Source organism: Pantoea sp. EKM20T, from assembly GCF_011800485.1.
Lineage (GTDB): Bacteria > Pseudomonadota > Gammaproteobacteria > Enterobacterales > Enterobacteriaceae > Pantoea > Pantoea agglomerans.
The window spans coordinates 338553-362838 of the sequence record NZ_JAALFW010000005.1 but is presented as its reverse complement, the minus strand read 5'-3'; the positions used below and the strand labels follow the sequence as shown (position 1 = coordinate 362838).

Sequence of the window (24286 nt, the reverse complement as noted above, 5' to 3'; positions counted from 1 at the left end):
GGGGTTTCAGATGATGAAAAGACGTTCGTTGATCAAGGCTTTCGCCCTCTCCGCCACCGTTGTCAGCATGGGGTTCGCCTGGAGTGTGCAGGCGGCTGACACCATCAAAGTGGGGATCATGCATTCGCTCTCCGGCACCATGGCGATTTCGGAAACGCCGCTGAAAGATGTGGCGCTGATGACCATTGATGAGATCAACGCCAAAGGAGGCGTGCTGGGGAAAAAGCTGGAGCCGGTGGTGGTCGATCCCGCCTCTAACTGGCCGCTGTTTGCCGAGAAGGCGCGGCAGCTGCTGACTCAGGATAAGGCGGCGGTGGTGTTTGGCTGCTGGACCTCGGTGTCGCGCAAATCGGTGCTGCCGGTGTTTGAAGAGCTGAACGGCCTGCTGTTCTATCCGGTGCAGTATGAAGGGGAAGAGATGTCACCCAACGTCTTCTACACCGGCGCTGCGCCTAACCAGCAGGCGATTCCGGCGGTGGAGTACCTGATGAGCGAAGATGGCGGCAGCGCGAAACGCTTCTTCCTGCTTGGTACCGACTATGTCTATCCGCGTACTACCAACAAGATCCTGCGCGCCTTCCTGCACAGCAAAGGCGTGGCGGATAAAGATATCGAAGAGGTCTACACGCCGTTTGGTTACAGCGACTACCAGACCATTGTCTCCAACATCAAAAAGTTTGCGGCTGGCGGCAAAACGGCGGTGGTTTCCACGATCAACGGCGACTCCAACGTGCCGTTCTACAAAGAGCTGGCGAACCAGGGGATCAAAGCCACTGACATTCCGGTGGTCGCCTTCTCGGTGGGCGAAGAGGAGCTGCGCGGCATCGATACCAAACCGCTGGTGGGTCAGTTAGCCGCCTGGAACTATTTCGAGTCGATCGATAATCCGACCAACGCGAAGTTTGTCGCCGACTACCGCGCATATGCCAAAGCACATAACCTGCCGAACGCCGCCACCGTCGTCACCAACGACCCGATGGAAGCGACCTATGTTGGCATTCATATGTGGGCGCAGGCGGTGGAAAAAGCGGGCACCACGGATGTGGACAAAGTGCGGGCGGCGATGGCCGGTCAGACCTTTAAAGCGCCGGATGGCTTTACCCTGACCATGGATCAGACCAACCATCATCTGCATAAGCCGGTCATGATTGGCGAAGTGGAAGAGAACGGCCAGTTCAGCGTGGTGTGGCAGACCGATCAGCCGGTACGTGCGCAGCCGTGGAGCCCGTACATTGCCGGTAACGACAAAAAACCCGATCACCCGGTGAAGACCGCGCAGTAATCGCGGGTTGCTGATAGATACGCAGCGTCACCCGCTGTGAAGCGGCAGCACGGCACCCCGCCGTGCTGCCCTCCCCTGACGAGGCTCCTTTTATGAATCTATGTCGCTGCTTTTTCAGCCTGCTGCTGCTGATGCCGCTGTTGGCCAGTGCCGGACCGGCGGCTGACTTTGCCGCCGCCAGCCGCAGTCAGCAGGCCACGCTGCTGCAGCAGTGGGCCGCCGCACCGGACAGCCATCGTCTGCCGCTGCTGGAAGCGCTGCATGCCGAAACGGTGGTCATCGACCAGAATAAACAGCCGTTCAGCCAGCAGGGATCCACGCTGCAGCCGCTGGATGCGATGGCGCAGCCCACGGGAAACCTGAAAAAGCTGTTTATGAACAATCGCCTGCGCGTGCTGGTTAACAACGCGCTGGCCGCCCACCAGCTTGTCAGCACTGATACGGCCCTGCGTCTGCGCGCAGCGCAGCAGCTGCAAAGTGAGGGCGTTGCTGACCAGCTGCCGCTGCTGGAGCAGCGTTTTGCCGCCGAGCAGGACAGCCGGGTTCATGCCGCACTCGCGCTGGCGCTGGCGAACCTGCAACTGGCAGATGGCGAGCCGATGGTGCGCCTGCGGGCGGTAAAACTGCTGGGTGAGTCCAGCGATCCCAATACGCAGGCCAGCCTGCAACGCCTGACCCAGACCGCGAATGAGCCGGATACCACGGTGCGGGCCGCCGCGGCGGAAAGTCTGCAACAGATTCAGAAACGGCTGATGTGGGGCGATCTGCTGGGGCAGGCCTTCAGCGGCCTGTCGCTGGGTTCCATCCTGCTACTGGCCGCGCTGGGTCTGGCGATCACCTATGGCCTGCTCGGGGTGATCAACATGGCGCACGGTGAAATGCTGATGCTCGGCGCTTACGCCACCTGGTGGGTACAGAGCCTGTTTCAGCAGTTTGCGCCGCACTATTTAGCCTGGTATCCGCTGCTGGCGCTGCCGGTTGCCTTTCTGGTTACCGCCGCCATCGGCATGACGCTGGAACGCACGGTGATCCGCCATCTCTATGGCCGTCCGCTGGAGACGCTGCTCGCCACCTGGGGGATCAGCCTGATGCTGATCCAGCTGGTACGGGTGCTGTTCGGGGCGCAAAACCTGGAGGTGGCGAATCCGGCGTGGCTCTCCGGCGGCTTACAGCTGCTGCCCAATCTGGTGCTGCCGTGGAACCGCATCGCGGTGATCCTGTTTGTGGTGTTTGTGCTGGCGCTCACCTGGTTGCTGCTGAACCGGACCCGCCTTGGCATGAACGTGCGCGCCGTGACCCAGAACCGCGCCATGGCGGATTGCTGCGGCGTGCCGACTGGTCGCGTCGATATGCTGGCGTTTGGACTCGGCTCGGGGATTGCCGGACTGGGCGGCGTGGCGCTGTCGCAGCTCGGTAACGTCGGGCCGGAGCTGGGCCAGGGCTACATTATCGACTCGTTCCTGGTGGTGGTGCTGGGTGGCGTCGGTCAGCTGGCGGGCACCGTGGTTGCCGCGTTCAGTCTGGGCATTCTCAACAAAGTGCTGGAGCCGCAGATTGGCGCCGTGCTGGGCAAGATCCTGATTCTGGTGATTATCGTGCTGTTTATTCAGAAACGTCCGCAGGGGCTGTTTGCGGTAAAAGGAAGGGTGACTGACTGATGACGCAACCCATCACGCTTCGCGTGGCGCGCACCGCGCCGCGCCTGACCATCAGCATTGGCCTGGCAATTACCGTGGCGCTCCTGGTGATGCCGTTTCTGGCGCTGCTGCCCGCCACGCATCCGCTGGCGATCTCCACCTATACCCTGACGCTGGTCGGCAAAATCCTCTGCTACGCGGTGGTCGCGGTGGCGCTGGATCTGGTGTGGGGCTACGCCGGACTGCTGTCGCTGGGCCACGGCATCTTTTTCGCCCTGGGTGGATATGCCATGGGCATGTACCTGATGCGCCAGGCCGCAGGCGAGGGTTTACCCGCCTTTATGTCCTTTCTCTCCTGGCGGGAACTGCCCTGGTTCTGGACCGGCACCGACTATTTCGCCTGGGCGCTCTGCCTGAGCATGCTGGTGCCGGGCCTGCTGGCGCTGATTTTTGGCTTCTTCGCCTTTCGCTCGAAGATTAAAGGCGTCTACTTCTCCATCATGACCCAGGCGCTGACCTACGCCGGGATGCTGCTGTTCTTCCGCAACGAAACCGGTTTTGGCGGCAACAATGGCTTTACCGGCTTTACTACCCTGCTCGGCTTTTCGGTGACGGCAACCCCCACCCGTATCGGGCTGTTTATCGCCACGGTGCTGCTGCTGCTGCTGAGCCTGGCGATCGGCTTCGCCCTGGCGCGCAGCAAATTTGGCCGGGTGCTGACTGCGGTGCGGGATGCGGAGAACCGCCTGATGTTCTGTGGTTACGACCCGCGCGGTTTCAAGCTGTTTGTCTGGACGCTCTCCGCCGTGCTGTGCGGCCTGGCCGGGGCGCTCTATGTGCCGCAGGTCGGCATTATCAATCCGGGTGAGATGTCACCGGCCAATTCGATTGAAGCGGCGATCTGGGTGGCGCTGGGCGGACGCGGCACGCTGATAGGCCCGCTGCTGGGTGCCGCGATTGTTAACGGCGCACGCAGCTTCTTCACCGTCGCCTTCCCCGAATACTGGCTCTTTTTCCTGGGGCTGATGTTTATCCTGGTCACGCTGTTTCTGCCGCACGGCGTGATTGGCCTGCTGCGCCGGAGGAAAAAATGAGTGATGTCCTGTTTACCCAAACTCAACTGGCGGATCGCCATCGGGTGCAGCGCGATCCGGTGCTGCAACTGGAGAAGATCAGCGTGTCGTTTGAAGGCTTCCGGGCGCTGACCGATCTTTCGCTGCAGATCGGCGTCGGGGAACTGCGCTGCGTGATCGGCCCCAACGGTGCGGGCAAAACCACGCTGATGGATGTGATCACCGGCAAAACCCGGCCCGATGCCGGCCGGGTGATCTACGACCAGGACAGCGATCTGACCCGTCTCTCGCCGGTGGAGATCGCCCGCGCCGGGATCGGCCGCAAGTTCCAGAAGCCCACGGTGTTTGAGGCGTTAACCGTGTTCGAAAATCTGGAGATCGCGCTTAAAGCCGATAAATCGGTCTGGGCCAGCCTGCGCGCCCGCCTCAGCGGCGAACAGCGTGATCGCATTGATGAGGTGCTGAAACTGCTGCGGCTGGGCGGCGAACGCCAGCGTCGCGCGGGCCTGCTGTCGCATGGCCAGAAGCAGTTTCTGGAGATCGGCATGCTGCTGGTGCAGGAGCCGCATCTGCTGCTGCTGGATGAACCGGCCGCGGGCATGACCGATGCCGAAACGGACTACACCGCCGAGCTGTTCCGCAGCCTGGCGGGCAAGCATTCGCTGATGGTGGTGGAGCATGACATGGGCTTTGTCGAAACCATTGCCGACCACGTGACGGTGCTGCATCAGGGTCAGGTGTTGGCCGAGGGTTCGCTGCGCGACGTGCAGGCCAACGAGCAGGTTATCGACGTTTATCTGGGGCGCTGAAATGTTACAGGTTACTGAACTGAATCAATATTATGGCGGCAGTCATATTCTGCGCGGCCTGTCGTTTGAGGTAAAGATTGGCGAAATTACCTGTCTGCTGGGGCGCAATGGTGTGGGGAAGACCACGCTGCTGAAATGCCTGATGGGGCTGATCCCGGCGAAGTCGGGCGAGATTCACTGGCAGCAGCAGCGCATGAATGGCCGCAAGCCGCACCAGCGGGTGCAGGCTGGCATCGCCTGGGTGCCCCAGGGGCGGGAAATCTTTCCGCGTCTGACGGTGGAAGAGAATCTGCTGATGGGGCTGTCACGCTTTCCGGCTGCGCAGGCGCGTGAAGTGCCGGAGGAGATCTACCAGCTCTTTCCGGTGCTGCTGGCGATGAAGTCACGCCGGGGCGGCGACCTGTCTGGCGGTCAGCAGCAGCAGCTGGCGATTGGCCGGGCGCTGGCCTGTCGGCCTCAGCTGCTGATCCTTGATGAGCCGACCGAAGGGATCCAGCCTTCGGTGATCAAAGAGATCGGCGCGGTGATCCGCCAGCTGGCGCAACGGGGAGATATGGCGATCCTGCTGGTGGAGCAGTTTTATGACTTCGCGGCGGAGCTGGCGGACAGCTATCTGGTGATGTCGCGCGGAGAAATTGTGCAGCGTGGCCGCGGCGACACCATGGAAGCAGAGGGTGTGCGCGGCCTGGTGGCAATTTAAACCCGGCTCAGAGTAAGCCGGTCTCGACAGAAAAGTGGCGCTGTTCACCGTGCGCCAGGATGATCAGCGTGCCAGCCTGCTGCGCGGCAAGAAAGCCCTCTGGCCGGCAGGTGGCGGGCAGAATATAGGCCGCCACCTGCTGATCGTGGTTGTGCAGCAGCCAGCGAGTGGCGTGCGGGAACTGTGCGGTAGAGAAGCGCGTCATCAGCGCATAGCCCTGCGGCGAATGCAGCTCAAACTGCACCTCATCGCCATACTGCGGCAGATCGTCCGCGAAGAAGACGATCTCCGGATCGCAAAGTTGCGGCTGATCGAGCTGCTGTAACGCCTGCGGATCGCGCGCCAGCCGATCGGTGTAATCCCGCCAGGCGGGCGTTGGTCGCAGATGCGCCGGGATCGAGCGACGCAGCTGGAATGCCTGTTCGGGGATCGACTGCCGGAAGCGGCCCTGATCGATCCACGCGCTGTTGAGGTGACACATATACTGCAGCGGCATCGGCGCGCCAGCCAGATTAGTGACTGTCATTTCAATCGTCAGCCGGGGCTGATCGGCCGGAATGCGGACGGCGGGTGCGGCCAGGTAGTGATGGCCGAAGCCTTTGACATATTCACACTCCCCTTCCAGCGACAGCGTCTGATCCTCCAGCACCAGCCAGGCGCTGTCCATGCGGGCGCAGGCCATCTCACCGTGCAGCGGATGATCGTCCTCTGGTGAGGGACAGCCGTTGGCCAGCAGTCCCGAATGAAACGCGAAACAGCCATAGGTGTCGATGATCGAATTTGCGGGCAGTGGCTGCTTAAAACTGTGGCCCATGGTCAGGTTGTGATCGTCGAACTCTGCGTCCCAGATCATCTGCCCGAGAAACGGCAGCACGGTCACGCTGCCGCGCCGGTTATGAATGCGCACCGCCTCAATGCCCGCCGGATAGCGAAACAGCTCAACCCGGAAATCATCGCTTTCTAAAAGCACCCAGGGTGTGGTGTGAAACTGTTCACGCGCTAAGGGTAAACGGGTTTTCATGGTAACTCCTCCGCCAGACGACCGGTCGCAACAGGCTGTTTTTTATGGCGCAGTTCGCCATAGAAGTAGAATCCAACCCAGGCGAAACAGAGCAGCGAGACGCCAAATGCCAGCTGCATAGAACCCAGTGAGTCCGAAACCAGGCCCTGCAGCGCCGGGACAAAGGCCGCACCGACAATCGCCATCACGATAAACGCGCCCGCGACTTCGGTGTATTTGTTATCGACCGTCGCCAGCGTTCCCGCGTAGATCGTCGCCCAGCAGGGACCAAACAGCACGCTGACAAAAACGGCGGCGTAGACGGCGGTAAAGTTCGGCACCAGCATCACATAAGCCAGCGTCAGCACGCCCAGCACCGAATAGGCAATCAGCACCTTCTCTGCGCGGAAACGGGTCATCAGGAAGTTCGCCACGAACTTGCCGATAAAGAAGCAGATGAAGCTATAGATCATAAAGTTTGAGGCGTGACGTTCATTAGTCGCCCCCAGCGTTAGCGCCAGACGAATGGTAAACGACCAGACGGCCACCTGCATGCCGACATAGAGGAACTGGGTCACAATTCCGCGTTTAAAGTGTCGGTTGCCAGCCAGATAGCGGAAGGTCTCGCCCAGCGAAGGGCGCGACCTCTCGCTGCTTTCGGGTTTACAGCGCGGATAGCGGGTGAACATAAACAGCAGCATCACCACCACCAGCACCATCACCAGATATTTGTAGGGCTCCAGCGTGTGTTCCAGCATCGTCAGGCGGAACGCATGTGCCTGCTCTGCCGTCATGGTCGCCATCTGACTCTCCAGGCTGTCGCCCTCCTGGAACACCAGATATTTGCCCAGCACGATCCCCATCAGCGCCCCGATCGGATAGAAGGTCTGACTGACGTTGAGGCGCAGCGTGGCGTGATCACGATGGCCAATCATCGAGCTGTAAGTGTTGGCGGCGGTTTCCAGGAAACTCAGGCCGATGGCGATGGCAAATATCGCTGCCAGGAACATGGTGTAGGTCGCCATGTGCGAGGCGGGATAGAAGGCGATACAGCCGGCAATGTAGAGCGCCAGGCCGATCATGATCGCCATCTTGTAACTGGTCTTGCGGATCACCAGCGACGCGGGGATCGCAATCAGAAAATAGCCGCCATAAAAGGCACTCTGCACCAGCGCACTGGCAAAGTCGCTCAGGGCAAATACGCTTTTAAACTGGGTGATCAGGATATCGTTAAGACTCGCCGCACAGCCCCAGAGCGGAAAGAGGCACGACAGCAGAATGAACTGGAACAGCGGCGTTTTATTCAGATAGCCATCAGATTGCTGAACAATTTTCTGTTGCATGGCAGAACCTCAGTTACGGTTGAGAAAGCGCTGGAAACTCTCTGCGTCGGGATAGGCGCGCTGGGTGCCGCGCCCGGTGACGCTGCAGGCGGCATAGGCAGACGCCTGGGTCATGGCGGCTGCCACATCGCCGGTTTCCACCAGCAGATACGCAAAGCAGCCGATAAAGGCATCGCCCGCGCCGCTGGTGTCTACCGCCTGAACCGGTGTGGCATCCACGCGATGGATCTCGTCGCCGCTCATCCAGACCGATCCCCGGCTGCCCAGGGTGATGATCAGATTTTTAAGGCCGCGTTTCAGCAGCGACTGTCCGGCGAGGATCACCTCTTCATCGCTGCTGACCGGCAGGCCGGTGAGGATCTCCAGCTCGGTTTCGTTGGGCATAAAGAAGTCGCATTTGCAGGCGTAATCAATATCAAGCGTGGCGACGGCCGGCGCCGGATTAAGGATCACTGTGATCTGATGCTGGCGGGCAAAATCGATGGCGTAATAGACCGTCTCCAGCGGGATCTCCAGCTGCAGGATGATCAGCTGGCAGGCTTTCAGCGCCTCTGCCGCGTCGTCGATATCGGCCGGTTTCAGCTGCTGGTTAGCACCTTTGATAATCAGAATGCGGTTCTGCGACTGGTCATCGACAAAAATCGGTGCCACGCCGCTGGAGGTGCCTGGTGCGGTGGTGACGAAGCGCGTGTCCACGCCCTGCTGTTGAAGATTTGCAACGGTGTTCGGAGCAAAGAGATCGTCACCGACCTTGCTGACCATCATCACGTTGCCGCCCATTTTTGCCGCCGCGACCGCCTGGTTGGCCCCTTTACCGCCGCAGCCAATGGCAAAGTCGGGCGCTTCAAGGGTTTCGCCCGCTTTTGGCAGGCTGTTGGTATAGGTAATCAGATCGACCATGTTTGAGCCGATGACCGCAATTGTCATGACCTTTTCTCCCGGATGTTTTTTAAACTTAAAATGTTATTAAAGTAACAATAACAATTCTTAAAGGTTAAATATGTGACAAAAACCACATCCTGCGGCGGTGAGAACAGGCAAAAGACACCATGAAAGGGGATTTTCAGTGTTATTATTGTAACAAGCTAACATCACTGAACGCGGTGGATGAAAGCCACAACCGCCCGCGGTGATGTGCCGATATCACCACGCGCTGACAGTACGGCGGAGGTTTGCGGCCCTCACGGATTGCGGGTAAGATTGACTGCCAGCCTGGCGGATGAGACGCAACTCATTCAAATCTGTGAGGTTTGTCGCGTATTGACGTCGATCCCGGCGTCTTTCCTCCGCACTGCAGGATAGGGAACAGAGAGATGACCATGGAAACCCGGCGCGACGAACGCATTCACAAGCTGACGCAGGCGCTGAAACGCACCGACAAACTGCATCTGAAAGATGCGGCCCAGCTGCTTGGCGTCTCAGAGATGACGGTTCGCCGCGATTTAACCGAGCCGGGCTCCAGCGTAGTCCTGCTGGGCGGCTATATCGTCAGCGATCCGAAAAGTCATGCCAGCCACTATTTTGTCAGCGATCAGCATGGCCAGAATGCCGCCAGAAAGCAGCGGCTGGCACAGGCGGCCGCCAGCCTGATCAATGAGAACGATACGGTCTTTTTTGACTGCGGCACCACCCTGCCCTACATCGTGGATGCGATTCCCGACACCCTGTCGTTTACCGCCATCTGCTGCGCCATGAATACCTTTCTGACCCTGAAAGAGAAACCGGCCTGTAACGTGATTCTCAGCGGCGGTGAATTTCATGCCGACAACGCCCTGTTTACGCCGATTGGCGTGCATACCATCCTTGACGATCTCTGCCCGACGCTGGCCTTTATCTCTGCAGCGGGCATCGACAAAGATCAGGGCGCGACCTGCTACAACACCAATGAGCTGATGATGAAGCATCACGCCATGCTGCGCGCCCGAAAGTCGGTGCTGGTGGCTGACAGCAGTAAATATGGCAAGGTGCTGCCTGCCCGCATCGCCGAGCTGCAGCGCTTTAATCTGCTGGTGAGTGACAGCGCGCCCGATCAGGCGTTGCAAAACTGGCTGGCCCAGCAGGCGATCCCGCTGCGCCTGCCCTGACGCCTCTTTCTGACATCCTCTCCTGACTCTGTCAGCGATTGAGTGTGGAAATCAGTCAGTTATGCCTGGATCGCCCGGCATCGGCTCCGCCACGCTAATATTCGCCGCCCCCCGGCTGGGATTAAACGGTGAAAAAGGCTAAACTTCGACATCATTCAAACGACCAACAGACCCAGAGGCTCAAACCAACGTGGCTCAATTCGTCTATAGCATGCATCGCGTCGGCAAAGTGGTTCCGCCGAAGCGACATATCCTGAAAAACATCTCGCTCAGCTTCTTCCCTGGCGCAAAAATTGGCGTACTCGGCCTGAACGGCGCGGGTAAATCTACCCTGCTGCGCATCATGGCCGGCATCGATAAAGATATCGAAGGGGAAGCGCGTCCGCAGCCAGGCCTCAAGATTGGCTACCTGCCGCAGGAACCGCAGCTTAACCTTGAACACACCGTGCGTGAGTCGGTAGAAGAAGCGCTGTCAGAAGTCGTTGGCGCACTGAAGCGTCTCGACGAAGTCTATGCGCTCTATGCTGAAGAAGGTGCAGACTTCGACAAACTGGCCGCTGAACAGGGCCGTCTGGAAGAGATCATCCAGGCTCACGATGGTCACAACCTGAATACCCAGCTGGAACGTGCTGCCGATGCGCTGCGCCTGCCTGACTGGGACGCGAAAATTGCCACCCTTTCCGGTGGCGAACGTCGTCGCGTCGCCCTCTGCCGCCTGCTGCTGGAAAAACCAGACATGCTGCTGCTGGACGAACCGACGAACCACCTGGACGCCGAATCTGTCGCCTGGCTGGAGCGCTTCCTGCACGACTTCGAAGGCACCGTCGTCGCGATTACGCATGACCGTTACTTCCTGGATAACGTTGCAGGCTGGATTCTGGAACTTGACCGCGGCGAAGGGATTCCGTGGGAAGGTAACTACTCCTCCTGGCTGGAGCAGAAAGATGCGCGTCTGGCGCAGGAAGCCTCCTCTGAAGCCGCTCGTCGCAAGTCGATTGAGAAAGAGCTGGAGTGGGTGCGCAAAGGGCCAAAAGGCCAGCAGTCTAAAGGCAAAGCCCGTCTGGCACGCTTTGAAGAGCTGAACAACACCGACTACCAGAAGCGTAACGAAACCAACGAACTGTTCATTCCGCCAGGTGCCCGTCTGGGTGACAAAGTGCTGGAAGTCAGCAATCTGCGTAAGTCTTATGGCGACCGTGTGCTGATTGACGATCTCTCGTTCTCGGTACCGAAAGGTGCAATTGTCGGGATTATCGGTCCGAACGGCGCGGGTAAATCAACGCTGTTCCGCATGATGTCTGGTCAGGAACAACCTGATTCCGGTGAGATTGTACTGGGTGAAACTGTCAAGCTGGCCTCTGTGGATCAGTTCCGCGACAGCATGGATAACGCCAAAACCGTGTGGGAAGAGGTTTCCGGCGGTCAGGACATCATGCGCATCGGTAACACCGAGATGCCAAGCCGCGCCTATGTCGGCCGCTTTAACTTTAAAGGCGTCGATCAGGGCAAACGCGTAGGCGAACTGTCGGGTGGTGAGCGTGGTCGTCTGCACCTCGCGAAGCTGCTGCAGGTTGGCGGCAACATGCTGCTGCTCGATGAACCAACCAACGACCTGGACATTGAAACCCTGCGCGCGCTGGAAAACGCCCTGCTGGAGTTCCCGGGTTGTGCCATGGTGATCTCGCATGACCGCTGGTTCCTGGACCGTATCGCCACGCACATCCTGGATTATCAGGATGAGGGCAACATCGAATTCTTCGAAGGTAACTTTACCGAATATGAAGAGTACAAGAAGCGTACTCTCGGCGCCGAAGCGCTGGAGCCGAAGCGCATCAAGTACAAGCGTATGACGAAGTAATGGCAGGCTGATTAATATTAAAAAGGGAAGCGGGCGCTTCCCTTTTTTGTTTTTTTAAAGCGGCGTCCATTGTTCAATATGCCCTTGATGCTCATCATCGTGTGTTTTAAATAAAATACAGGTTAATTTACTTTTTTTATCAAAACCAATGATGATATTATCACCAGGCACTGCGAGTTCCATTACCGGATTACCTTCATAATAGAGCCGAAATTCAGACCGGCTTTCATGTGACTCTCTGGCATCATACCAGGTGACTGATGCACTGCAGCTGACATCGCTGCCCCTGAGTACAAAGTCTGCTTCAATCTCTTTATTTTCGTTACCCAGAATATTTTTAAGGGCTGTTACACCATTAAACTCTCTTTGATCATAAAGTTCACTTTTTGATAAAGTTTTAATACAAGCACTTTTCAAATTTTGAGCTTTCATAACATTTCTCTTCCTTTGAGAAGAACAGGAAGTGCCATCATAATTAATGCAATGTAATTTTCTGTTACAGGTATCAAAGTTACAGGTTACGGTTATACCTTTTATTTTAAGTTCAGCGATAAAACTCCCTGAACACCGGTGACTGCAGCGCGAACTCAATAAACCGCGCCAGCGCAGGTGAATTCAGTTTACGGCCCGGATAGACCAGCCAGAGCTCATTCCCCTCGATTTCCCATTCCGGCAATACCGGCACCAGCCGGGGATCCGCCATCGCCCCGTCGGTCAGAAAGTGCGGCAGCAGCGTAATGCCCGCATCGCCCAGCGCAGATTCGCGCGCATAGAGCAAATTGTCCGTGAGATGGCCTGGCGGCAGCAGCCAGCGATAGAATTCGTCATCGCGCTGCAACACCCATTCATTCCAGGCACGATGCGCTATACAGCGGTGGGCCGACAGCTGCTGTGGATGAACCAGCGGCGGATGCTGATCAAGATAGCGCTGTGATGCAACCAGCAGTCGCGGGCAGTTGCCTATCCGGCGGCCAATCAGCGAGGACTCCTGCGGCTGACCGGTGCGCAGCGCCACATCAAAGCCCTCCTGCACCAGATCACGCATCTCATCGGAGATCGAGACATCCAGCGTCACATCGGGATAGAGACGTAAAAACGCCGCGTTACAGCGCGCCAGCAGCGTGGCACCAATCCCCGCCGGGCTGGTGATGCGCAGACGCCCGCTGGGGTTTTCGCGCAGGCTGGCGATCGCCTGATCGGCGCGTTCACTGGCCTGCATCATCTCCTGGCAATGCAGCAGATAGCGCTCACCGGCAAAGGTCAGATTGAGCTGGCGGGTGGTGCGGTTCAGCAGACGAATCCCCAGCCGCTGCTCCAGCTGGCTGATGTGCTGACTGACGCTCGATTTTGGCAGCCCTGCACGTTCTGCCGCGCCGGTAAAGCTGCCGCACTCCGCCACCAGCGCAAACAGTGCCATATCCTGCCACTGGCGAAATGCCATTGTTCACCTCAGACGAACACTCTATGAAAGATTGTCCATCTTATCACTGCTAAAATCAGGTTCTACACTTAAAGCCTGTTCCGAATCATCAGCCAGTCTGCCACGGACAGCGTGGCACAGCCCCTGCGGAGTGTGAGCACTCTTCAGGGCCAGAATGGCAACCACCAGATCCAGGCTTTTAGCCTGACTAAACAGGAAAAATGTATGTCTATTCGCGCTATCGCAATTAATCCGGAAAGTCCTGAAAACTTCACTGAAATTTTCCCTGATACCCCAGCGCCAGGGGAGTATGACCTGCGGGTCGAAGTCAAAGCCGCGTCGGTCAACCCGGTCGATACCAAGGTTCACAAAGGGGCGAAGAAGAACGGACTAGAGCAGCCACGCATCCTCGGCTGGGATGCCAGCGGTGTGGTGCTGGAAGTGGGCAGCAAAGTCAGCAACTTTAAGCCAGGCGATAAAGTTTTTTATGCGGGTGACCTGACCCGTCCTGGCAGTAACAGCACCGAGCAGCTGGTTGACTCACGCATTACCGGTCACAAGCCAGAGAGCCTGGACTGGCCGCAGTCCGCCGCGATCCCGCTGACGGCCCTGACCGCCTGGGAAGGACTGTTTGAGCGACTGAACCTTGAGTCAGCAACGGAAGATCAGACGCTGCTGATCGTGGGCGGCGCAGGCGGCGTCGGATCGCTGGCGATCCCGCTGGCGAAACTGCGCAGCAAGGTGAAGATCATTGCCACCGCTTCGCGTGAAGATTCCGCGCAGTGGTGTCGCGATCGCGGCGCCGATCTGGTGATCAACTACAAAGATATGATTGGTGAGCTGGAAAAACAGGGCATTAAGCAGGTCGATTATATCTTCTGCCTGAATGATACCGACGGTCACTGGGAAACCATGGCAAAGCTTATTGCCCCGCAGGGTCATATCTGCACCATCGTGGAAAATGAACATCCGCTGTCGATGGATCAGCTGAAGCTGAAGAGTGCCGCACTGCACTTCGAGCTGATGTACACCCGCAGCATGTTTAACACGCCGGATATGGCGCGTCAGGGTGAGATTCTGGATGCCGTCTCGGCGTTGCTGGATGAAGGTAAGCTGCAAACCACACTGAGCGAGACGCTGCACGGCTTAAGCGTTGAGACCTTAACTGCCGCCCATCAGCGCGTGCTGGAAGGCCACATGCGCGGCAAAGTGGTGATGGTGTATTAATCCGCTGACCCGGCTGCCCTGCGGCAGACCGGGTTACAGCATGCGTTACGGCTGGGCGTTTTTCTCGCCCAGCATCGCTTTCACCAGTTCAATGCAGCGCAGGAAACGGGTGTCATAATCATCTTCCTGCACGTGCAGGAATTCGATGTTGTTTTCCCGCAGCATCGTCACCAGCATCGACTGAAACTCGCGTCGATCCACGGAACTGCCCAGGCTGCGCAAGCCATCCGCAACCCACGGCACGTTGTTCTCCAGCAGAATCACCAGATCAAAGCGATATTCATCGATCAGTGCCTGCACAAACGGATGTTCACGCCCTTCATACTTCAGACAAAACGCCTGCGTGGTGACAAAGTCGGTGTCGATAAACGCCACTTTATTGGCGTATTTAACCGCGAAATCGATGTACTGCGCCTGGCCCAGCGCGATCTTGTCGTAATCTGAATATTGCAGCGCCATTTCATCACCGCCCAGGTGGGAGAAGACATAGTCGCGGCCATATTCCCAGGCACTGGTGGTATTGAAGATGTTGGCGAGTTTATTCACCAGCGTCGATTTACCGCTCGACTCCCCGCCGAGGATCGCCACGGTGCGCACAAAGAAAGGTTTCACTTCGGTCGGGATATAATCCCAGAAGCGGAAAGGATCCTGACGGATCTGCGCGCCGCTGATGCTCATAAAGGATCGGCTGGGATCGACCAGTACGGTCTGAATGCCAAGATGCTGCTGATACATCTCCGCATCGGGCGCTTCGCTGGTGTAGATGCAATCCGGCGCAATACCGTGCTCGCTGAGAAACGCGCTGACGCCCTTACTCCAGACATCCCAGCCGTGCGGATAGGGCTCAATCCCCTCCTCATCAAAGGCGTGAATGCGGATATTTTTCTGATACTTAAAGGTCTGCAGCAGCCAGCGCAAGCGATCGCTGACCGTGGGCTGTTGTGACATCGCGCTGTTCTCAAACAGTTCGCGGTCACGTGGCTCGTCGTAGCCCATAATGATATGCAGCTCATCGACCTGGCTACAGGCGCGCTGAATCAGATAGATATGGCCGGTGTGCAGCGGATAGAATTTACCAAACACCACGCCGACCGTTTTATCGCGGCGCGGAAACTCCAGACCCAGAAAACGGTGCAGCGCCTCCAGCTTTTGCGCGCTGGGGCTTTTGATTTTGGCATTGAGCAACTGGCTCAGATAGCCTTTGGTCATGCCGCTGGCATCAGCGACCTGTTGCAGCGTGTGACCCTGCTGGCGAATGGCCGTTTTCAGATAATCAAACGACGACATGTCGTGCCTCCTGCATCAATGCGGTTAAGGTGGGAGCGGCCTGCCAGCGGCTTTTCGCTGGCGGCCGCAGGCGCGTTACAGATCGTCCAGAATCGCCAGCGCATCGGCCAGCTTCTTCGCGCTGAAAACCTGCATCCCGGCAATCGGTTTTTTCGGTGCATTCCCTGCCGGCACTATGGCGCGTTTGAAGCCATGCTTCGCCGCTTCAGCGATGCGCTCCTGACCGCTGGGCACCGGACGGATTTCGCCCGCCAGTCCCACTTCGCCGAAGATCACCAGATCCTGCGGCAACGGACGATCGCGCAGGCTCGACACCATCGACAGCATCAGCGCCAGGTCAGCACTGGTTTCAGTGACTTTGACGCCGCCGACCACGTTAACGAACACATCCTGATCCGCCATCTGCAATCCGCCATGACGGTGCAATACTGCCAGCAGAATCGCCAGGCGGTTCTGCTCCAGACCCACGGCCACGCGGCGTGGATTGCCCATCATGGAGTGATCGACCAGCGCCTGAATCTCCACCAGCAGCGGTCGCGTTCCCTCCCACAGCACCATCACCGAACTGCCCGAGGTGATCTCTTCGCCGCGCGACAGGAAAATAGCTGACGGGTTGCTGACTTCACGCATGCCCTGCTCGGTCATGGCAAACACACCCAGTTCATTAACCGCGCCGAAGCGGTTTTTATGACTGCGCAGGGTGCGGAAGCGGGAATCGGCATCGCCATCCAGCAGCACCGAACAGTCGATACAGTGTTCCAGCACTTTCGGTCCGGCCAGGGAGCCATCTTTGGTGACGTGACCGACCATGATGATCGCCACGCCGCGCGTCTTGGCGAAGCGCGTCAGGTAAGCGGCGGTTTCACGCACCTGGGCGACGCTGCCCGGCGATGACTGGATCTCCGCCATGTGCATCACCTGGATCGAGTCGATCACCATCAGTTGCGGCTGCTCCTGTTCGGCGATCAGGCAGATCTGCTCAATGCTGGTTTCCGACAGCATATTCACATTTTCGGTGGGTAATCCCAGACGATGGGCGCGCATTGCCACCTGCTGCAGTGACTCTTCGCCGGTGACATACAGGGTTTTCATCCCCTCTGACAACCGGCACATCACCTGCAGCAGCAGCGTGGATTTGCCTGCGCCGGGGCTGCCGCCAATCAGAATGGCGCTGCCCGGCACCACCCCGCCGCCCAGCACCCGGTCAAACTCTTTGAAGCTGGTCGAGAAGCGCGGTAACGCCTCCAGGCTGATTTCAGAGAGCTTCTGCACCCGGCTGGTTCCGGCGCTGCCAGCATAGCCACTCAGGCGCTCGTTACGCGCAGCCGCGGGCGAGGCGGCAATGCGCACCTCGGTGATGGTGTTCCAGGCGTGACAGGCGCTGCACTGCCCCTGCCAGCGTGGGTAATCTGCGCCACATTCGTTACAGACAAATGCGCGTTTTGCCGCTTTGGCCAAATCAATACCTCAGTTAACGCTCTTCGTGGATCAGGCTGCCGGTGAGGATGCAGAACACCCCCATTAAATCGGCATGGCGAATGGTGACCGCAGTCTGCTCATTCACCTTAGGTTTAGCATGGAACGCAATGCCCAGCGCTGAGGCTTTGATCATCAGCAGGTCATTGGCACCATCGCCGATCGCCACCGTCTGTTCCGGCGCGATGTCAAAACGCTGCGCCAGCTTCTTCAGGGTATCGGCTTTGTATTGTGCGTCGACAATCGGTCCCAGCACGTTGCCGGTCAGTTTGCCGTCGCGAATTTCGAGTTCATTAGCCACCACCGCCGACAGATGCAGCTTGTCGCGCAGGTATTCGGCGTAGTAGGTAAAGCCGCCAGACGCGATGGCAACCTGCCAGCCCAGCGCCTGCAGCTTCTGCGTCAGGGTGGTTAAGCCAGGCATCAGCGGCAGGGCATCACGCACCTGTTTCAGAATATTGGCGTCCGCGCCCTGCAGCGTGGCCACGCGCTGACGCAGGCTGGCGGTGAAGTCGAGTTCGCCGCGCATCGCACGTTCCGTGACTTCCGCCACCTGCTCGCCGCAGCCCGCCAGTTTTGCAATCTCGTCGATGCACTCGATCTGAATCGCGGTGGAGTCCATATCCATCACCAGCAGGCCTGGCGTTTTGAGATGCGGGATTTTGCCCAGCGGCGCAACATCCAGTCCGGCGTCGTGCGCCAGCTTGCTGGCAAACGGCGTCAGCGATCCCGCCAGGCGAATCACCTGATACTCATCGACGTTCCAGGCGCTGACGATCACCATGGCGGCACCCAGCTGGTGCTGGTAATCGGTCAGCCGCTGCTTATCCAGCCCGCGGCCATACAGCAGCCAGCCGGTACGGCCAGCGCGATAATCCAGCGGCATCACTTCATCACCGCTAAGAGAAAGGGGCAAACCCGGCCAGAGGGAGACATCGGCGGGAAGATCGCACCAGGTTAAACGATTTGGCATCAGAGCTCCTGTAGGGACAACAAAACCACGCAAGAGGCTACCTTGTCTGCGCCGCTTCTGGCAACATAATCTCCAGGCTTTCTGTTGTGATATGACCCGGATGATTAATGGCTAAAACCGCACTGAAATTTCGCTTACATCGTACCGTGATCGTTCTCATCTCGATGGCGCTGCTGGTCGTGCTGATGCAGGGCGCATCCTGGTTCAGCCTCGGCCATCAGGCGGCGCGTTCTGAACAGGTCGAGGAGCTGGCGCATACGCTGACCAGCCAGGTGGCGTTCAGCCTTAAGCCGTTGATGGACAACAGTGAAAATAACCGGACTCAGATAGAAGCCATTCTTAATCAGATGACGGCTAACAGCCGTATTCTGGATGCATCGGTCTATGACGGCGACGGCAGCCTGGTGGCGCACAGCGGTGAAAACATCAATGTCCGCGATCGGCTGGCGCTCGACGGCCAGCGCGCGGGCAGCTATTTCAACCATCAGATTGTGCAGCCGCTGGCCGGAAACGAGGGTCCGCTGGGCTTTTTGCGCGTGACGCTGGATACCCACGTGCTGGTCACCGACTCACATCAGGTCGATAACACCACCAATATTCTGCGTCTGATGATGCTGCTGGCGCTGGCAATTGGCATTATTCTCTCACGCACCCTGCTGCGCCACCGCCGCACCCGCTGGCAGCAGTCGCCTTTCCTGCTCACCGCCAGTACACCGGTGAAAGAGGATCGGGATGAGGACGACGAGAAGAAAGAGTAACGCTCCGGCTGCGGTAAAGATAAAACAAGAAAGGCCCGCTATGCGGTAATGCCAGTCAGTTAAGATTAGATTTGTAAAGGCTGTCACGGTCAAACGTGGCAGCTTTTTTTTTATGGGCGAGCGAGCCTCAGTGCGGGCCAGCGCAGGCTGGTGCCGGGCAGGGGCAGGCAATCCGCAGCGCTGAACAGAATGAGTCTGCCAGGAGAGCCCGCAGGACGCGGGCGAAAGGCGGGGCGGCACAGGATGTGCCATCCCCGGCGGTCCGTCAGGCAGAGGAATGAAGTGAAGGAACCGCGCAGCGGCGCGAGGACCGCCAGCCCCTGCCCGGCACCAGACTGCGTTATCACCTGTCGCTTAACTGACTGACATTACCGCTGTGCGGGCCTTTTTTATGGGAAAGATGCTGATTTGCGAGGCGTCTTGCGTTAGCCGATGAGCAGCGCTTCCAGCTCGCCCAGCGATTTGACCTGCCAGGTGGGCTTAATATGTTCCGGCAATGGCCGGGTGCCATGATCGAGCCAGCAGGTTTTAATACCGGCATTCATGCCGCCCAGAATGTCTGACTCTGGCGTATCACCCACCATCAGCACCCGCTCACGATCCGGGTTGCCCATCAGATTCAGTGCGTAATCAAAAATCTCTGGCGCCGGTTTTGGCTGGCCGACCTGCTCGGAGATTACCAGCGCCGAGAAGTAATCACGGAAACCGGTGCGCTCCAGACGCGTCTGCTGCAGCGCAGTAAAACCGTTGGTGATGATGCCCATTTTCACCCGGCCATGCAGCTGATTCATCAGGCTGACCGCGCCCGGCAGCGGCGTGCAGATCTCTCCCATTGCGCTGAGGAAGCCGCTGTTGAGGATCTCCGGCGCAACGCTGAGCTTTTCGCTCCAGTGATTGAAACGCTGAGTCTGCAGCTGTAACGCGGAGATAGCACCGTTCTGATAATCGACCCACAGCGGCTTGTTTATCGCCTGATAATCGCTGTAATCCTGGTCGGTGAACTGCACGTCATAACCGGCGAACAGGCGCTGCAAACCGGCATAGGCGTCGAAATGAAAAAGGGTATCGTCGGCATCAAACAGGATGCAATCCCAGTTATCAATCATTAAAGCTCCTTAACACCGCTACGGCGTCAGTGCCATGAGAATGGCATCTTCACGGCCGCTGGCGGTGGGATAATAGTTGGGGCGACGACTGACCTGATTGAATCCAAGCTGCTCATAGAGCGCGATGGCGGGCAGGTTCGAGGCGCGCACTTCCAGCCACAGCGTCAGTACGTCGCGTTTGATCAACTCATCGATCAGATGCTGCAACAGCTGGCGGCCCAATCCCCGGCGCTGAAAAGCGGGATCGACCGCGATGTTAAACAGCGAGGCTTCGTCTAGTACCACCTGCGTAATCGCAAAGGCGGCCATTTGGCCGTCAACGTCGAGACGTAAATTGATAAAGCGCTCGCCCTGATTGCTGGCAAACGTCTTTTCACTCCAGGGAAACGCGTGGCTACGACACTCAATGGCGAAGGCCTGCGCCAGATCGTCAGGGGTGAGTAAAGAGATGGCTGTCATGGTTACACATCTGTTGCCAGAGCGCGCGTTTGGCGACGCCGCTGCTGATCAGTTCATTGAAAGAGGCGCTGGTTAATGCCACGCCATTGAAAGTCTGTTCGCTCTCTACGCCGAGCAGCCAGCCCGCGCAGTTCAGCGTCTCCGGCAGCATTTGCAGCTGATCCGGTGTCACGGTCATTACCTGAGCGGGTTGCAGATTGAGGGCATGCAGCACATCGCGCATCAGCGGTTCATGCAAACCGGGGGGCGCGTCAGCGACAATAATTAACTGCGTGTCCGGTGCCAGCGTGACGGCAATTTCGCCCTGAAGCACGCGCGGGCGGCGCAGTTGGTACTGCGTAATTCCCATTTGCTGTAAAAGCCAGTCGCGCCTGGACGTCATGGTGTTACCTGTTCTGCTGCCTGAATGCGACGCTATGCTAGCAAACCCATCGAACATGCGCCAACAAACCACTATAATCCCCGCTCAGATCTTACAGGAGCCCTACATGTCTGCTTTTACCCCGGCCAGCGAAGTCATTCTGCGCCACAGTGATGAATTTACCGCCCGCCATGTTTTATTTGCTGGCGATCTGCAGGATGACCTGCCCGCTCAGCTGGAAACCGCCTCGTCGCGCGTTCACACCCAGCAATATCATCACTGGCAAAACCTGAGCCGCCGTATGGGCGAGCAGGCGCGTTACGGAATGGTTGCGCAGGCCGAAGATGTGCAGGGCTGCGATACCCTGGTCTACTTCTGGACCAAGAATAAGCCGGAAGTGCAGTTCCAGCTGCAGAACCTGCTGTCGCTGCTGCCGGTGGGCTGCGACGTGTTCGTGGTCGGTGAAAACCGCAGCGGCGTGCGCAGCGCCGAAGGCATGATGGAGTCGTGGGTGAAGCTGGAGAAGATCGACAGCGCGCGTCGCTGTGGTCTCTACCACGGTCGCCTCGACAAACAGCCTGAATTCGATGCCAGCACCTTTGGTCACCAGTATCAGCTTAATGGTCTGACGATTCATACCCTGCCTGGCGTCTTCAGCCGTGACGGTCTGGATAGCGGCAGCGCCCTGCTGCTGTCGACCTTTACCCCGCACACCAAAGGTAAAGTGCTGGATATGGGCTGTGGCGCGGGCGTGATTGCCGCCTCGCTGCCTGCCCGTTCGCCTAAAGTGCGTCTGTGGCTGTGTGACGTGCATGCAGCGGCGATTGAAGCGAGTAAAGCGACGCTGGCCGCCAATGGCATCGAGGGCGAAGTCTTCGCCAGCAACGTCTTCTCTGACGTAACCGGTCGTTTCGACATGATTATCTCTAATCCGCCCTTCCATGAAGGCACTCAGACCAGCCTCGACGCCGCACAGGCGCTGATTCGTGGTGCGGTGAAGCACCTGAATACCGGCGGCGAACTGCGTATCGTTGCCAACACCTTCCTGCCCTACCCGCAGGCGCTGGATGAAGCCTTCGGCAGCCATGAAGTCATCGCGCAAACCGGCCGCTTTAAAGTTTACCGTGCCGTCTATGGTCGCGGTGCCAAAACGCGCTAAGGGTTTTTCCTGCCGTTAACTGCTTTGCCGGGCTGAAAACGTTGCTTTTTACAGCGATCGTTTCAGCCCGACGAAATAGTTGTTGACGCAAAGAGTAAAATCTCTAGAATGCGCCTCCGTGGTTGTAACATTCTCAAGGTGTTACGGGTATGCGAAGGTGGCGGAATTGGTAGACGCGCTAGCTTCAGGTGTTAGTGTCCTAACGGACGTGAGGGTTCAAGTCCCTCTCTTCGCACCAAAATCACAAGTTTCATATCGCGAGCACTGCGCGAAGGTGGCGGAATTGGTAGACGCGCTAGCTTCAGGTGTTAGTGTCTTAACGGACGTGAGGGTTCAAGTCCCTCTCTTCGCACCATTGCGGTGATATGAACAGACAACTCGATGCGAAGGTGGCGGAATTGGTAGACGCGCTAGCTTCAGGTGTTAGTGTCTTAACGGACGTGAGGGTTCAAGTCCCTCTCTTCGCACCAACGTTGTCATCTTCAGGCCTTTCCCGCTCATCTCTTCTGTTCCCCTGCGGTTTCGCTTTACCCCCTGCTCGTTTTACCTTTTCCAGTTGTTCTGTTTTCCGGTCGCTTTATCTTTTCCAGCCGCTTTACCCCGTGCGCCGGTTGTACCCACTCCGCTTATGTTAATTCAGATGAAAATTCACAGAGACAGCCGCCAGTCCGCCCGCTAACGCCAGACAGGATGGCAGCAGCAGATAGTGACGCAGCCGCTGGTTAAACAGCATCACGACAGTCAGCAGCAGCGCAACCGTCATCACCATCCGCCACTGGCTGAAGCTCGGTTCCCATAAGGCGAACAGCGGCAGCGCAATGCACGGCAGCAACACGCCCCACGCACTATCCAGCTTTTTACCCAGTGCCCAACTGACTCCCCACAGGCCGCAGGCCGCGATAATCGCTATCCCCATGACACAAACCTCAAATGATAAGCATTCCCATTATCATATGACAGTTTTGCCTGCACTGCAGCCTGTTTTTGTCACGCCCGGCAACGAAGATGACAGACCAGTTGGAAAATGCTAGATTGCGGCCGATAACACCTTTAATAACAGCAACAGCAATAATTTGCTCATTGTCTGGCAGAACCTGATTTTGCCGGCGTGCGCTTTGGTATTTCAGGGTCGTCACGAGTACTTATAATGAAATTACAATCCTATGAAGAGCTGAAGCAGAGTAAATACCGGCTTTCAGTGATGCTTTTCCTGTTTCTGAATATCGCCGTTTCGCTATTTCATCTGCTGCCAATAATGAGCAGTGAGCAAAGTGAGACGACCCTGCCGGTAATGAGTGTCGCGGCCTTTAGCGGCATTATGTTAATTTCCCTTTTAATATGGCCTAAAGTAAAACTTCCCCTGTTAAATCCTGTGGCGCTGCTGCTGGGAATGCTCTGGGCCTGGCATATTAATTATCGCTTTCATCAGGTGTTCTATTTTGATGGGGGCTTTCTTATTATCAGTTTGATCAGTGTGTTATTTATCAGTGCCATCGCCCTGAGCGATTATCTGGGGGCTTTTTGTCTGCATGTCACGCCACCGGTGCTCACCGTATTGCTGCTCGACAATGCACAGCACCTGCCGCTGATCCTGCTGACCATTACGCTGCCGCTGATTGGTTTCTCACTACAGCATCTGATGCGCCGCCGTGCCGACAACTTTACTCTGCGCCTGATGCATCAGCTCTACGAAGAGAAAGAGACATTCAGCGACCTCAGCATGCTCGACCCGCTGACCGGGCTTTATAACCGTCGTGGTCTTAAGAACCGGCTGGATAATATTCTGGAAAACCATGCTGGCAGCCACTATGTGCTGCTGCTGGATATCGATCACTTTAAGTCTTATAACGACAATTACGGGCATGCGATGGGCGATCAGGCGCTGGCGCGGGTCTCTGTCGCGATTCGTGATGCGGTGCGTTCACGCGATGTTGTCACCCGCTATGGCGGCGAAGAGTTTCTGGTATTGATGACCAATGTGAACAGTTCCATCGCCATGAAACTGGCAGAGCGAATCCGTCAGTACGTGCTGGATTTAGAAATCCCCCATCTTTTCAATGAAACCGTTTCAACCCACGTCACCATCAGTGCCGGCATCGCGCCTATTTATGATAATGAATTTGACCTGGCGGTCGCCAATGCTGACAGCGCATTATATGTGGCTAAAAATCAGGGCCGGAATACCATTCTCGCCTGGGAAGATTTACCCCGAAAACAGCATCACGCCGCCAGTGAACATGCCTAATTAAACGTAACGCCATCGGTAATAACGGA

23 protein-coding genes and 3 tRNA genes are annotated in these 24286 nt (G+C 57.6%); 14 read left to right on the top strand and 12 right to left on the bottom strand.

Annotated elements, in window-relative coordinates; translation table 11 throughout:
* Positions 1 to 13: 13 nt before the first annotated feature.
* The 5 genes from urtA (at position 14) to urtE (ending at position 5501) form a co-directional block, all read left to right on the top strand.
* Positions 14 to 1282: an urea ABC transporter substrate-binding protein gene (gene urtA, locus HFD94_RS12000; RefSeq protein ID WP_033756912.1), complete on the top strand. Its 1269-nt coding sequence runs from the start codon at positions 14 to 16 to the stop codon at positions 1280 to 1282.
* A gap of 92 nt (positions 1283 to 1374) precedes the next feature.
* On the top strand, positions 1375 to 2940 hold the full coding sequence (urtB, locus tag HFD94_RS11995; protein WP_010671703.1) for an urea ABC transporter permease subunit UrtB: 1566 nt from the start codon (positions 1375 to 1377) through the stop codon (positions 2938 to 2940).
* Positions 2940 to 4013, top strand: coding sequence for an urea ABC transporter permease subunit UrtC (urtC, locus tag HFD94_RS11990; protein ID WP_010253637.1), 1074 nt, complete (start codon positions 2940 to 2942; stop codon positions 4011 to 4013). The genes urtB and urtC overlap by 1 nt, the downstream gene beginning before the upstream one ends.
* Entirely contained in the window at positions 4010 to 4801 is a 792-nt protein-coding gene (gene urtD / locus HFD94_RS11985) for an urea ABC transporter ATP-binding protein UrtD (RefSeq protein WP_010253634.1), read from the top strand. The genes urtC and urtD overlap by 4 nt, the downstream gene beginning before the upstream one ends.
* 1 nt (position 4802) lies before the next feature.
* Positions 4803 to 5501: an urea ABC transporter ATP-binding subunit UrtE gene (urtE, locus tag HFD94_RS11980; RefSeq protein WP_010253632.1), complete on the top strand. Its 699-nt coding sequence runs from the start codon at positions 4803 to 4805 to the stop codon at positions 5499 to 5501.
* A gap of 7 nt (positions 5502 to 5508) precedes the next feature.
* Here the strand turns inward: urtE and HFD94_RS11975 are convergent, their stop codons facing one another.
* Genes HFD94_RS11975 through rbsK form a run of 3 tightly spaced genes read right to left on the bottom strand, consistent with a single transcriptional unit; the run spans position 5509 to position 8771 of the window.
* Positions 5509 to 6522 carry an aldose 1-epimerase family protein gene (locus HFD94_RS11975; RefSeq protein ID WP_167433165.1) on the bottom strand — a complete coding sequence of 338 codons (1014 nt, stop codon included), beginning with the start codon at positions 6520 to 6522 and terminating at the stop codon, positions 5509 to 5511.
* Positions 6519 to 7844: an L-fucose:H+ symporter permease gene (gene fucP, locus HFD94_RS11970; protein ID WP_061703614.1), complete on the bottom strand. Its 1326-nt coding sequence runs from the start codon at positions 7842 to 7844 to the stop codon at positions 6519 to 6521. Before fucP ends, HFD94_RS11975 begins: the two co-directional genes overlap by 4 nt.
* A 9-nt stretch (positions 7845 to 7853) precedes the next feature.
* Positions 7854 to 8771, bottom strand: coding sequence for a ribokinase (rbsK, locus tag HFD94_RS11965; RefSeq protein WP_033787409.1), 918 nt, complete (start codon positions 8769 to 8771; stop codon positions 7854 to 7856).
* Positions 8772 to 9163: 392 nt separating this feature from the next.
* Here rbsK and deoR point away from each other — a divergent pair, with 392 nt between their 5' ends.
* Together deoR and ettA are read left to right on the top strand one after the other, a co-directional pair.
* A complete protein-coding gene (gene deoR, locus HFD94_RS11960; RefSeq protein WP_061902110.1) occupies positions 9164 to 9928 on the top strand; it encodes a DNA-binding transcriptional repressor DeoR in 765 nt (254 codons plus the stop codon).
* 190 nt (positions 9929 to 10118) lie between these two features.
* On the top strand, positions 10119 to 11786 hold the full coding sequence (ettA, locus tag HFD94_RS11955; protein ID WP_010253620.1) for an energy-dependent translational throttle protein EttA: 1668 nt from the start codon (positions 10119 to 10121) through the stop codon (positions 11784 to 11786).
* A gap of 54 nt (positions 11787 to 11840) precedes the next feature.
* Here the strand turns inward: ettA and HFD94_RS11950 are convergent, their stop codons facing one another.
* Both HFD94_RS11950 and HFD94_RS11945 read right to left on the bottom strand, forming a co-directional pair.
* Positions 11841 to 12218, bottom strand: a complete 378-nt coding sequence (locus HFD94_RS11950) for a hypothetical protein (RefSeq protein WP_010253618.1) — start codon at positions 12216 to 12218, stop codon at positions 11841 to 11843.
* A gap of 112 nt (positions 12219 to 12330) precedes the next feature.
* Complete coding sequence (locus tag HFD94_RS11945) at positions 12331 to 13227, bottom strand: LysR family transcriptional regulator (RefSeq protein WP_167433164.1); 897 nt, start codon at positions 13225 to 13227, stop codon at positions 12331 to 12333.
* A 204-nt stretch (positions 13228 to 13431) separates the two neighbouring features.
* Here HFD94_RS11945 and HFD94_RS11940 point away from each other — a divergent pair, with 204 nt between their 5' ends.
* Positions 13432 to 14433 (top strand): zinc-binding alcohol dehydrogenase family protein, encoded by a 1002-nt coding sequence (locus tag HFD94_RS11940; RefSeq protein WP_167433163.1) that lies wholly within the window; start codon positions 13432 to 13434, stop codon positions 14431 to 14433.
* Positions 14434 to 14478: 45 nt separating this feature from the next.
* Here HFD94_RS11940 and nadR read toward each other — a convergent pair whose 3' ends face one another.
* The 3 genes from nadR to serB form a co-directional block, all read right to left on the bottom strand.
* Entirely contained in the window at positions 14479 to 15720 is a 1242-nt protein-coding gene (gene nadR / locus HFD94_RS11935; protein ID WP_010253612.1) for a multifunctional transcriptional regulator/nicotinamide-nucleotide adenylyltransferase/ribosylnicotinamide kinase NadR, read from the bottom strand.
* A gap of 75 nt (positions 15721 to 15795) precedes the next feature.
* Complete coding sequence (radA, locus tag HFD94_RS11930) at positions 15796 to 17178, bottom strand: DNA repair protein RadA (RefSeq protein ID WP_010253610.1); 1383 nt, start codon at positions 17176 to 17178, stop codon at positions 15796 to 15798.
* Positions 17179 to 17191: 13 nt separating this feature from the next.
* Entirely contained in the window at positions 17192 to 18169 is a 978-nt protein-coding gene (serB, locus tag HFD94_RS11925; RefSeq protein ID WP_033770935.1) for a phosphoserine phosphatase, read from the bottom strand.
* A 107-nt stretch (positions 18170 to 18276) separates the two neighbouring features.
* Between serB and HFD94_RS11920 the strand changes: the two genes are divergently transcribed.
* Positions 18277 to 18927, top strand: a complete 651-nt coding sequence (locus HFD94_RS11920; RefSeq protein WP_010253606.1) for a YtjB family periplasmic protein — start codon at positions 18277 to 18279, stop codon at positions 18925 to 18927.
* A 425-nt stretch (positions 18928 to 19352) separates the two neighbouring features.
* Here HFD94_RS11920 and yjjG read toward each other — a convergent pair whose 3' ends face one another.
* Genes yjjG through HFD94_RS11905 form a run of 3 tightly spaced genes read right to left on the bottom strand, consistent with a single transcriptional unit; the run spans position 19353 to position 20874 of the window.
* The gene (gene yjjG / locus HFD94_RS11915) at positions 19353 to 20033 is read right to left on the bottom strand and encodes a pyrimidine 5'-nucleotidase (protein ID WP_010671712.1); all 681 of its coding nucleotides are present in this window, start codon (positions 20031 to 20033) and stop codon (positions 19353 to 19355) included.
* Between the two features lie 18 nt (positions 20034 to 20051).
* A complete protein-coding gene (gene rimI, locus HFD94_RS11910; protein WP_010671713.1) occupies positions 20052 to 20492 on the bottom strand; it encodes a ribosomal protein S18-alanine N-acetyltransferase in 441 nt (146 codons plus the stop codon).
* Positions 20464 to 20874, bottom strand: coding sequence for a DNA polymerase III subunit psi (locus tag HFD94_RS11905; RefSeq protein ID WP_022625367.1), 411 nt, complete (start codon positions 20872 to 20874; stop codon positions 20464 to 20466). The genes rimI and HFD94_RS11905 overlap by 29 nt, the downstream gene beginning before the upstream one ends.
* 106 nt (positions 20875 to 20980) lie before the next feature.
* Between HFD94_RS11905 and rsmC the strand changes: the two genes are divergently transcribed.
* From rsmC to HFD94_RS11885, 4 genes are all read left to right on the top strand, one after another.
* Entirely contained in the window at positions 20981 to 22012 is a 1032-nt protein-coding gene (rsmC, locus tag HFD94_RS11900) for a 16S rRNA (guanine(1207)-N(2))-methyltransferase RsmC (protein WP_060681682.1), read from the top strand.
* Positions 22013 to 22163: 151 nt separating this feature from the next.
* Positions 22164 to 22250: transfer RNA gene (locus HFD94_RS11895), tRNA-Leu, on the top strand.
* A 30-nt stretch (positions 22251 to 22280) separates the two neighbouring features.
* Positions 22281 to 22367: transfer RNA gene (locus HFD94_RS11890), tRNA-Leu, on the top strand.
* Between the two features lie 28 nt (positions 22368 to 22395).
* Positions 22396 to 22482 (top strand) — tRNA-Leu (locus HFD94_RS11885).
* A 161-nt stretch (positions 22483 to 22643) separates the two neighbouring features.
* On the opposite strand, the gene HFD94_RS11880 is transcribed toward HFD94_RS11885, so the two are convergent.
* A complete protein-coding gene (locus tag HFD94_RS11880) occupies positions 22644 to 22928 on the bottom strand; it encodes a DUF1435 domain-containing protein (protein ID WP_010251467.1) in 285 nt (94 codons plus the stop codon).
* Positions 22929 to 23159: 231 nt separating this feature from the next.
* Here HFD94_RS11880 and HFD94_RS11875 point away from each other — a divergent pair, with 231 nt between their 5' ends.
* A complete protein-coding gene (locus tag HFD94_RS11875; RefSeq protein ID WP_010671715.1) occupies positions 23160 to 24257 on the top strand; it encodes a diguanylate cyclase in 1098 nt (365 codons plus the stop codon).
* Positions 24258 to 24286 lie beyond the last annotated feature (29 nt).

What these genes read in the sequence shown, in the direction of transcription:
- urtD (WP_010253634.1), top strand. Translation starts at nt 4,010, where the DNA reads ATGAGTGATGTCCTGTTTACCCAAACTCAACTGGCGGATCGCCATCGG.
- HFD94_RS11920 (WP_010253606.1), top strand. Translation starts at nt 18,277, where the DNA reads ATGGCTAAAACCGCACTGAAATTTCGCTTACATCGTACCGTGATCGTT.
- yjjG (WP_010671712.1), bottom strand. Translation starts at nt 20,033, where the DNA reads ATGATTGATAACTGGGATTGCATCCTGTTTGATGCCGACGATACCCTT.
- urtA (WP_033756912.1), top strand. Translation starts at nt 14, where the DNA reads ATGAAAAGACGTTCGTTGATCAAGGCTTTCGCCCTCTCCGCCACCGTT.
- rsmC (WP_060681682.1), top strand. Translation starts at nt 20,981, where the DNA reads ATGTCTGCTTTTACCCCGGCCAGCGAAGTCATTCTGCGCCACAGTGAT.
- HFD94_RS11880 (WP_010251467.1), bottom strand. Translation starts at nt 22,928, where the DNA reads ATGGGGATAGCGATTATCGCGGCCTGCGGCCTGTGGGGAGTCAGTTGG.
- HFD94_RS11975 (WP_167433165.1), bottom strand. Translation starts at nt 6,522, where the DNA reads ATGAAAACCCGTTTACCCTTAGCGCGTGAACAGTTTCACACCACACCC.
- HFD94_RS11875 (WP_010671715.1), top strand. Translation starts at nt 23,160, where the DNA reads ATGAAATTACAATCCTATGAAGAGCTGAAGCAGAGTAAATACCGGCTT.
- rbsK (WP_033787409.1), bottom strand. Translation starts at nt 8,771, where the DNA reads ATGACAATTGCGGTCATCGGCTCAAACATGGTCGATCTGATTACCTAT.
- HFD94_RS11905 (WP_022625367.1), bottom strand. Translation starts at nt 20,874, where the DNA reads ATGACGTCCAGGCGCGACTGGCTTTTACAGCAAATGGGAATTACGCAG.
- urtE (WP_010253632.1), top strand. Translation starts at nt 4,803, where the DNA reads ATGTTACAGGTTACTGAACTGAATCAATATTATGGCGGCAGTCATATT.
- urtB (WP_010671703.1), top strand. Translation starts at nt 1,375, where the DNA reads ATGAATCTATGTCGCTGCTTTTTCAGCCTGCTGCTGCTGATGCCGCTG.
- nadR (WP_010253612.1), bottom strand. Translation starts at nt 15,720, where the DNA reads ATGTCGTCGTTTGATTATCTGAAAACGGCCATTCGCCAGCAGGGTCAC.
- fucP (WP_061703614.1), bottom strand. Translation starts at nt 7,844, where the DNA reads ATGCAACAGAAAATTGTTCAGCAATCTGATGGCTATCTGAATAAAACG.
- urtC (WP_010253637.1), top strand. Translation starts at nt 2,940, where the DNA reads ATGACGCAACCCATCACGCTTCGCGTGGCGCGCACCGCGCCGCGCCTG.
- deoR (WP_061902110.1), top strand. Translation starts at nt 9,164, where the DNA reads ATGGAAACCCGGCGCGACGAACGCATTCACAAGCTGACGCAGGCGCTG.
- HFD94_RS11945 (WP_167433164.1), bottom strand. Translation starts at nt 13,227, where the DNA reads ATGGCATTTCGCCAGTGGCAGGATATGGCACTGTTTGCGCTGGTGGCG.
- HFD94_RS11950 (WP_010253618.1), bottom strand. Translation starts at nt 12,218, where the DNA reads ATGAAAGCTCAAAATTTGAAAAGTGCTTGTATTAAAACTTTATCAAAA.
- rimI (WP_010671713.1), bottom strand. Translation starts at nt 20,492, where the DNA reads ATGACAGCCATCTCTTTACTCACCCCTGACGATCTGGCGCAGGCCTTC.
- serB (WP_033770935.1), bottom strand. Translation starts at nt 18,169, where the DNA reads ATGCCAAATCGTTTAACCTGGTGCGATCTTCCCGCCGATGTCTCCCTC.
- HFD94_RS11940 (WP_167433163.1), top strand. Translation starts at nt 13,432, where the DNA reads ATGTCTATTCGCGCTATCGCAATTAATCCGGAAAGTCCTGAAAACTTC.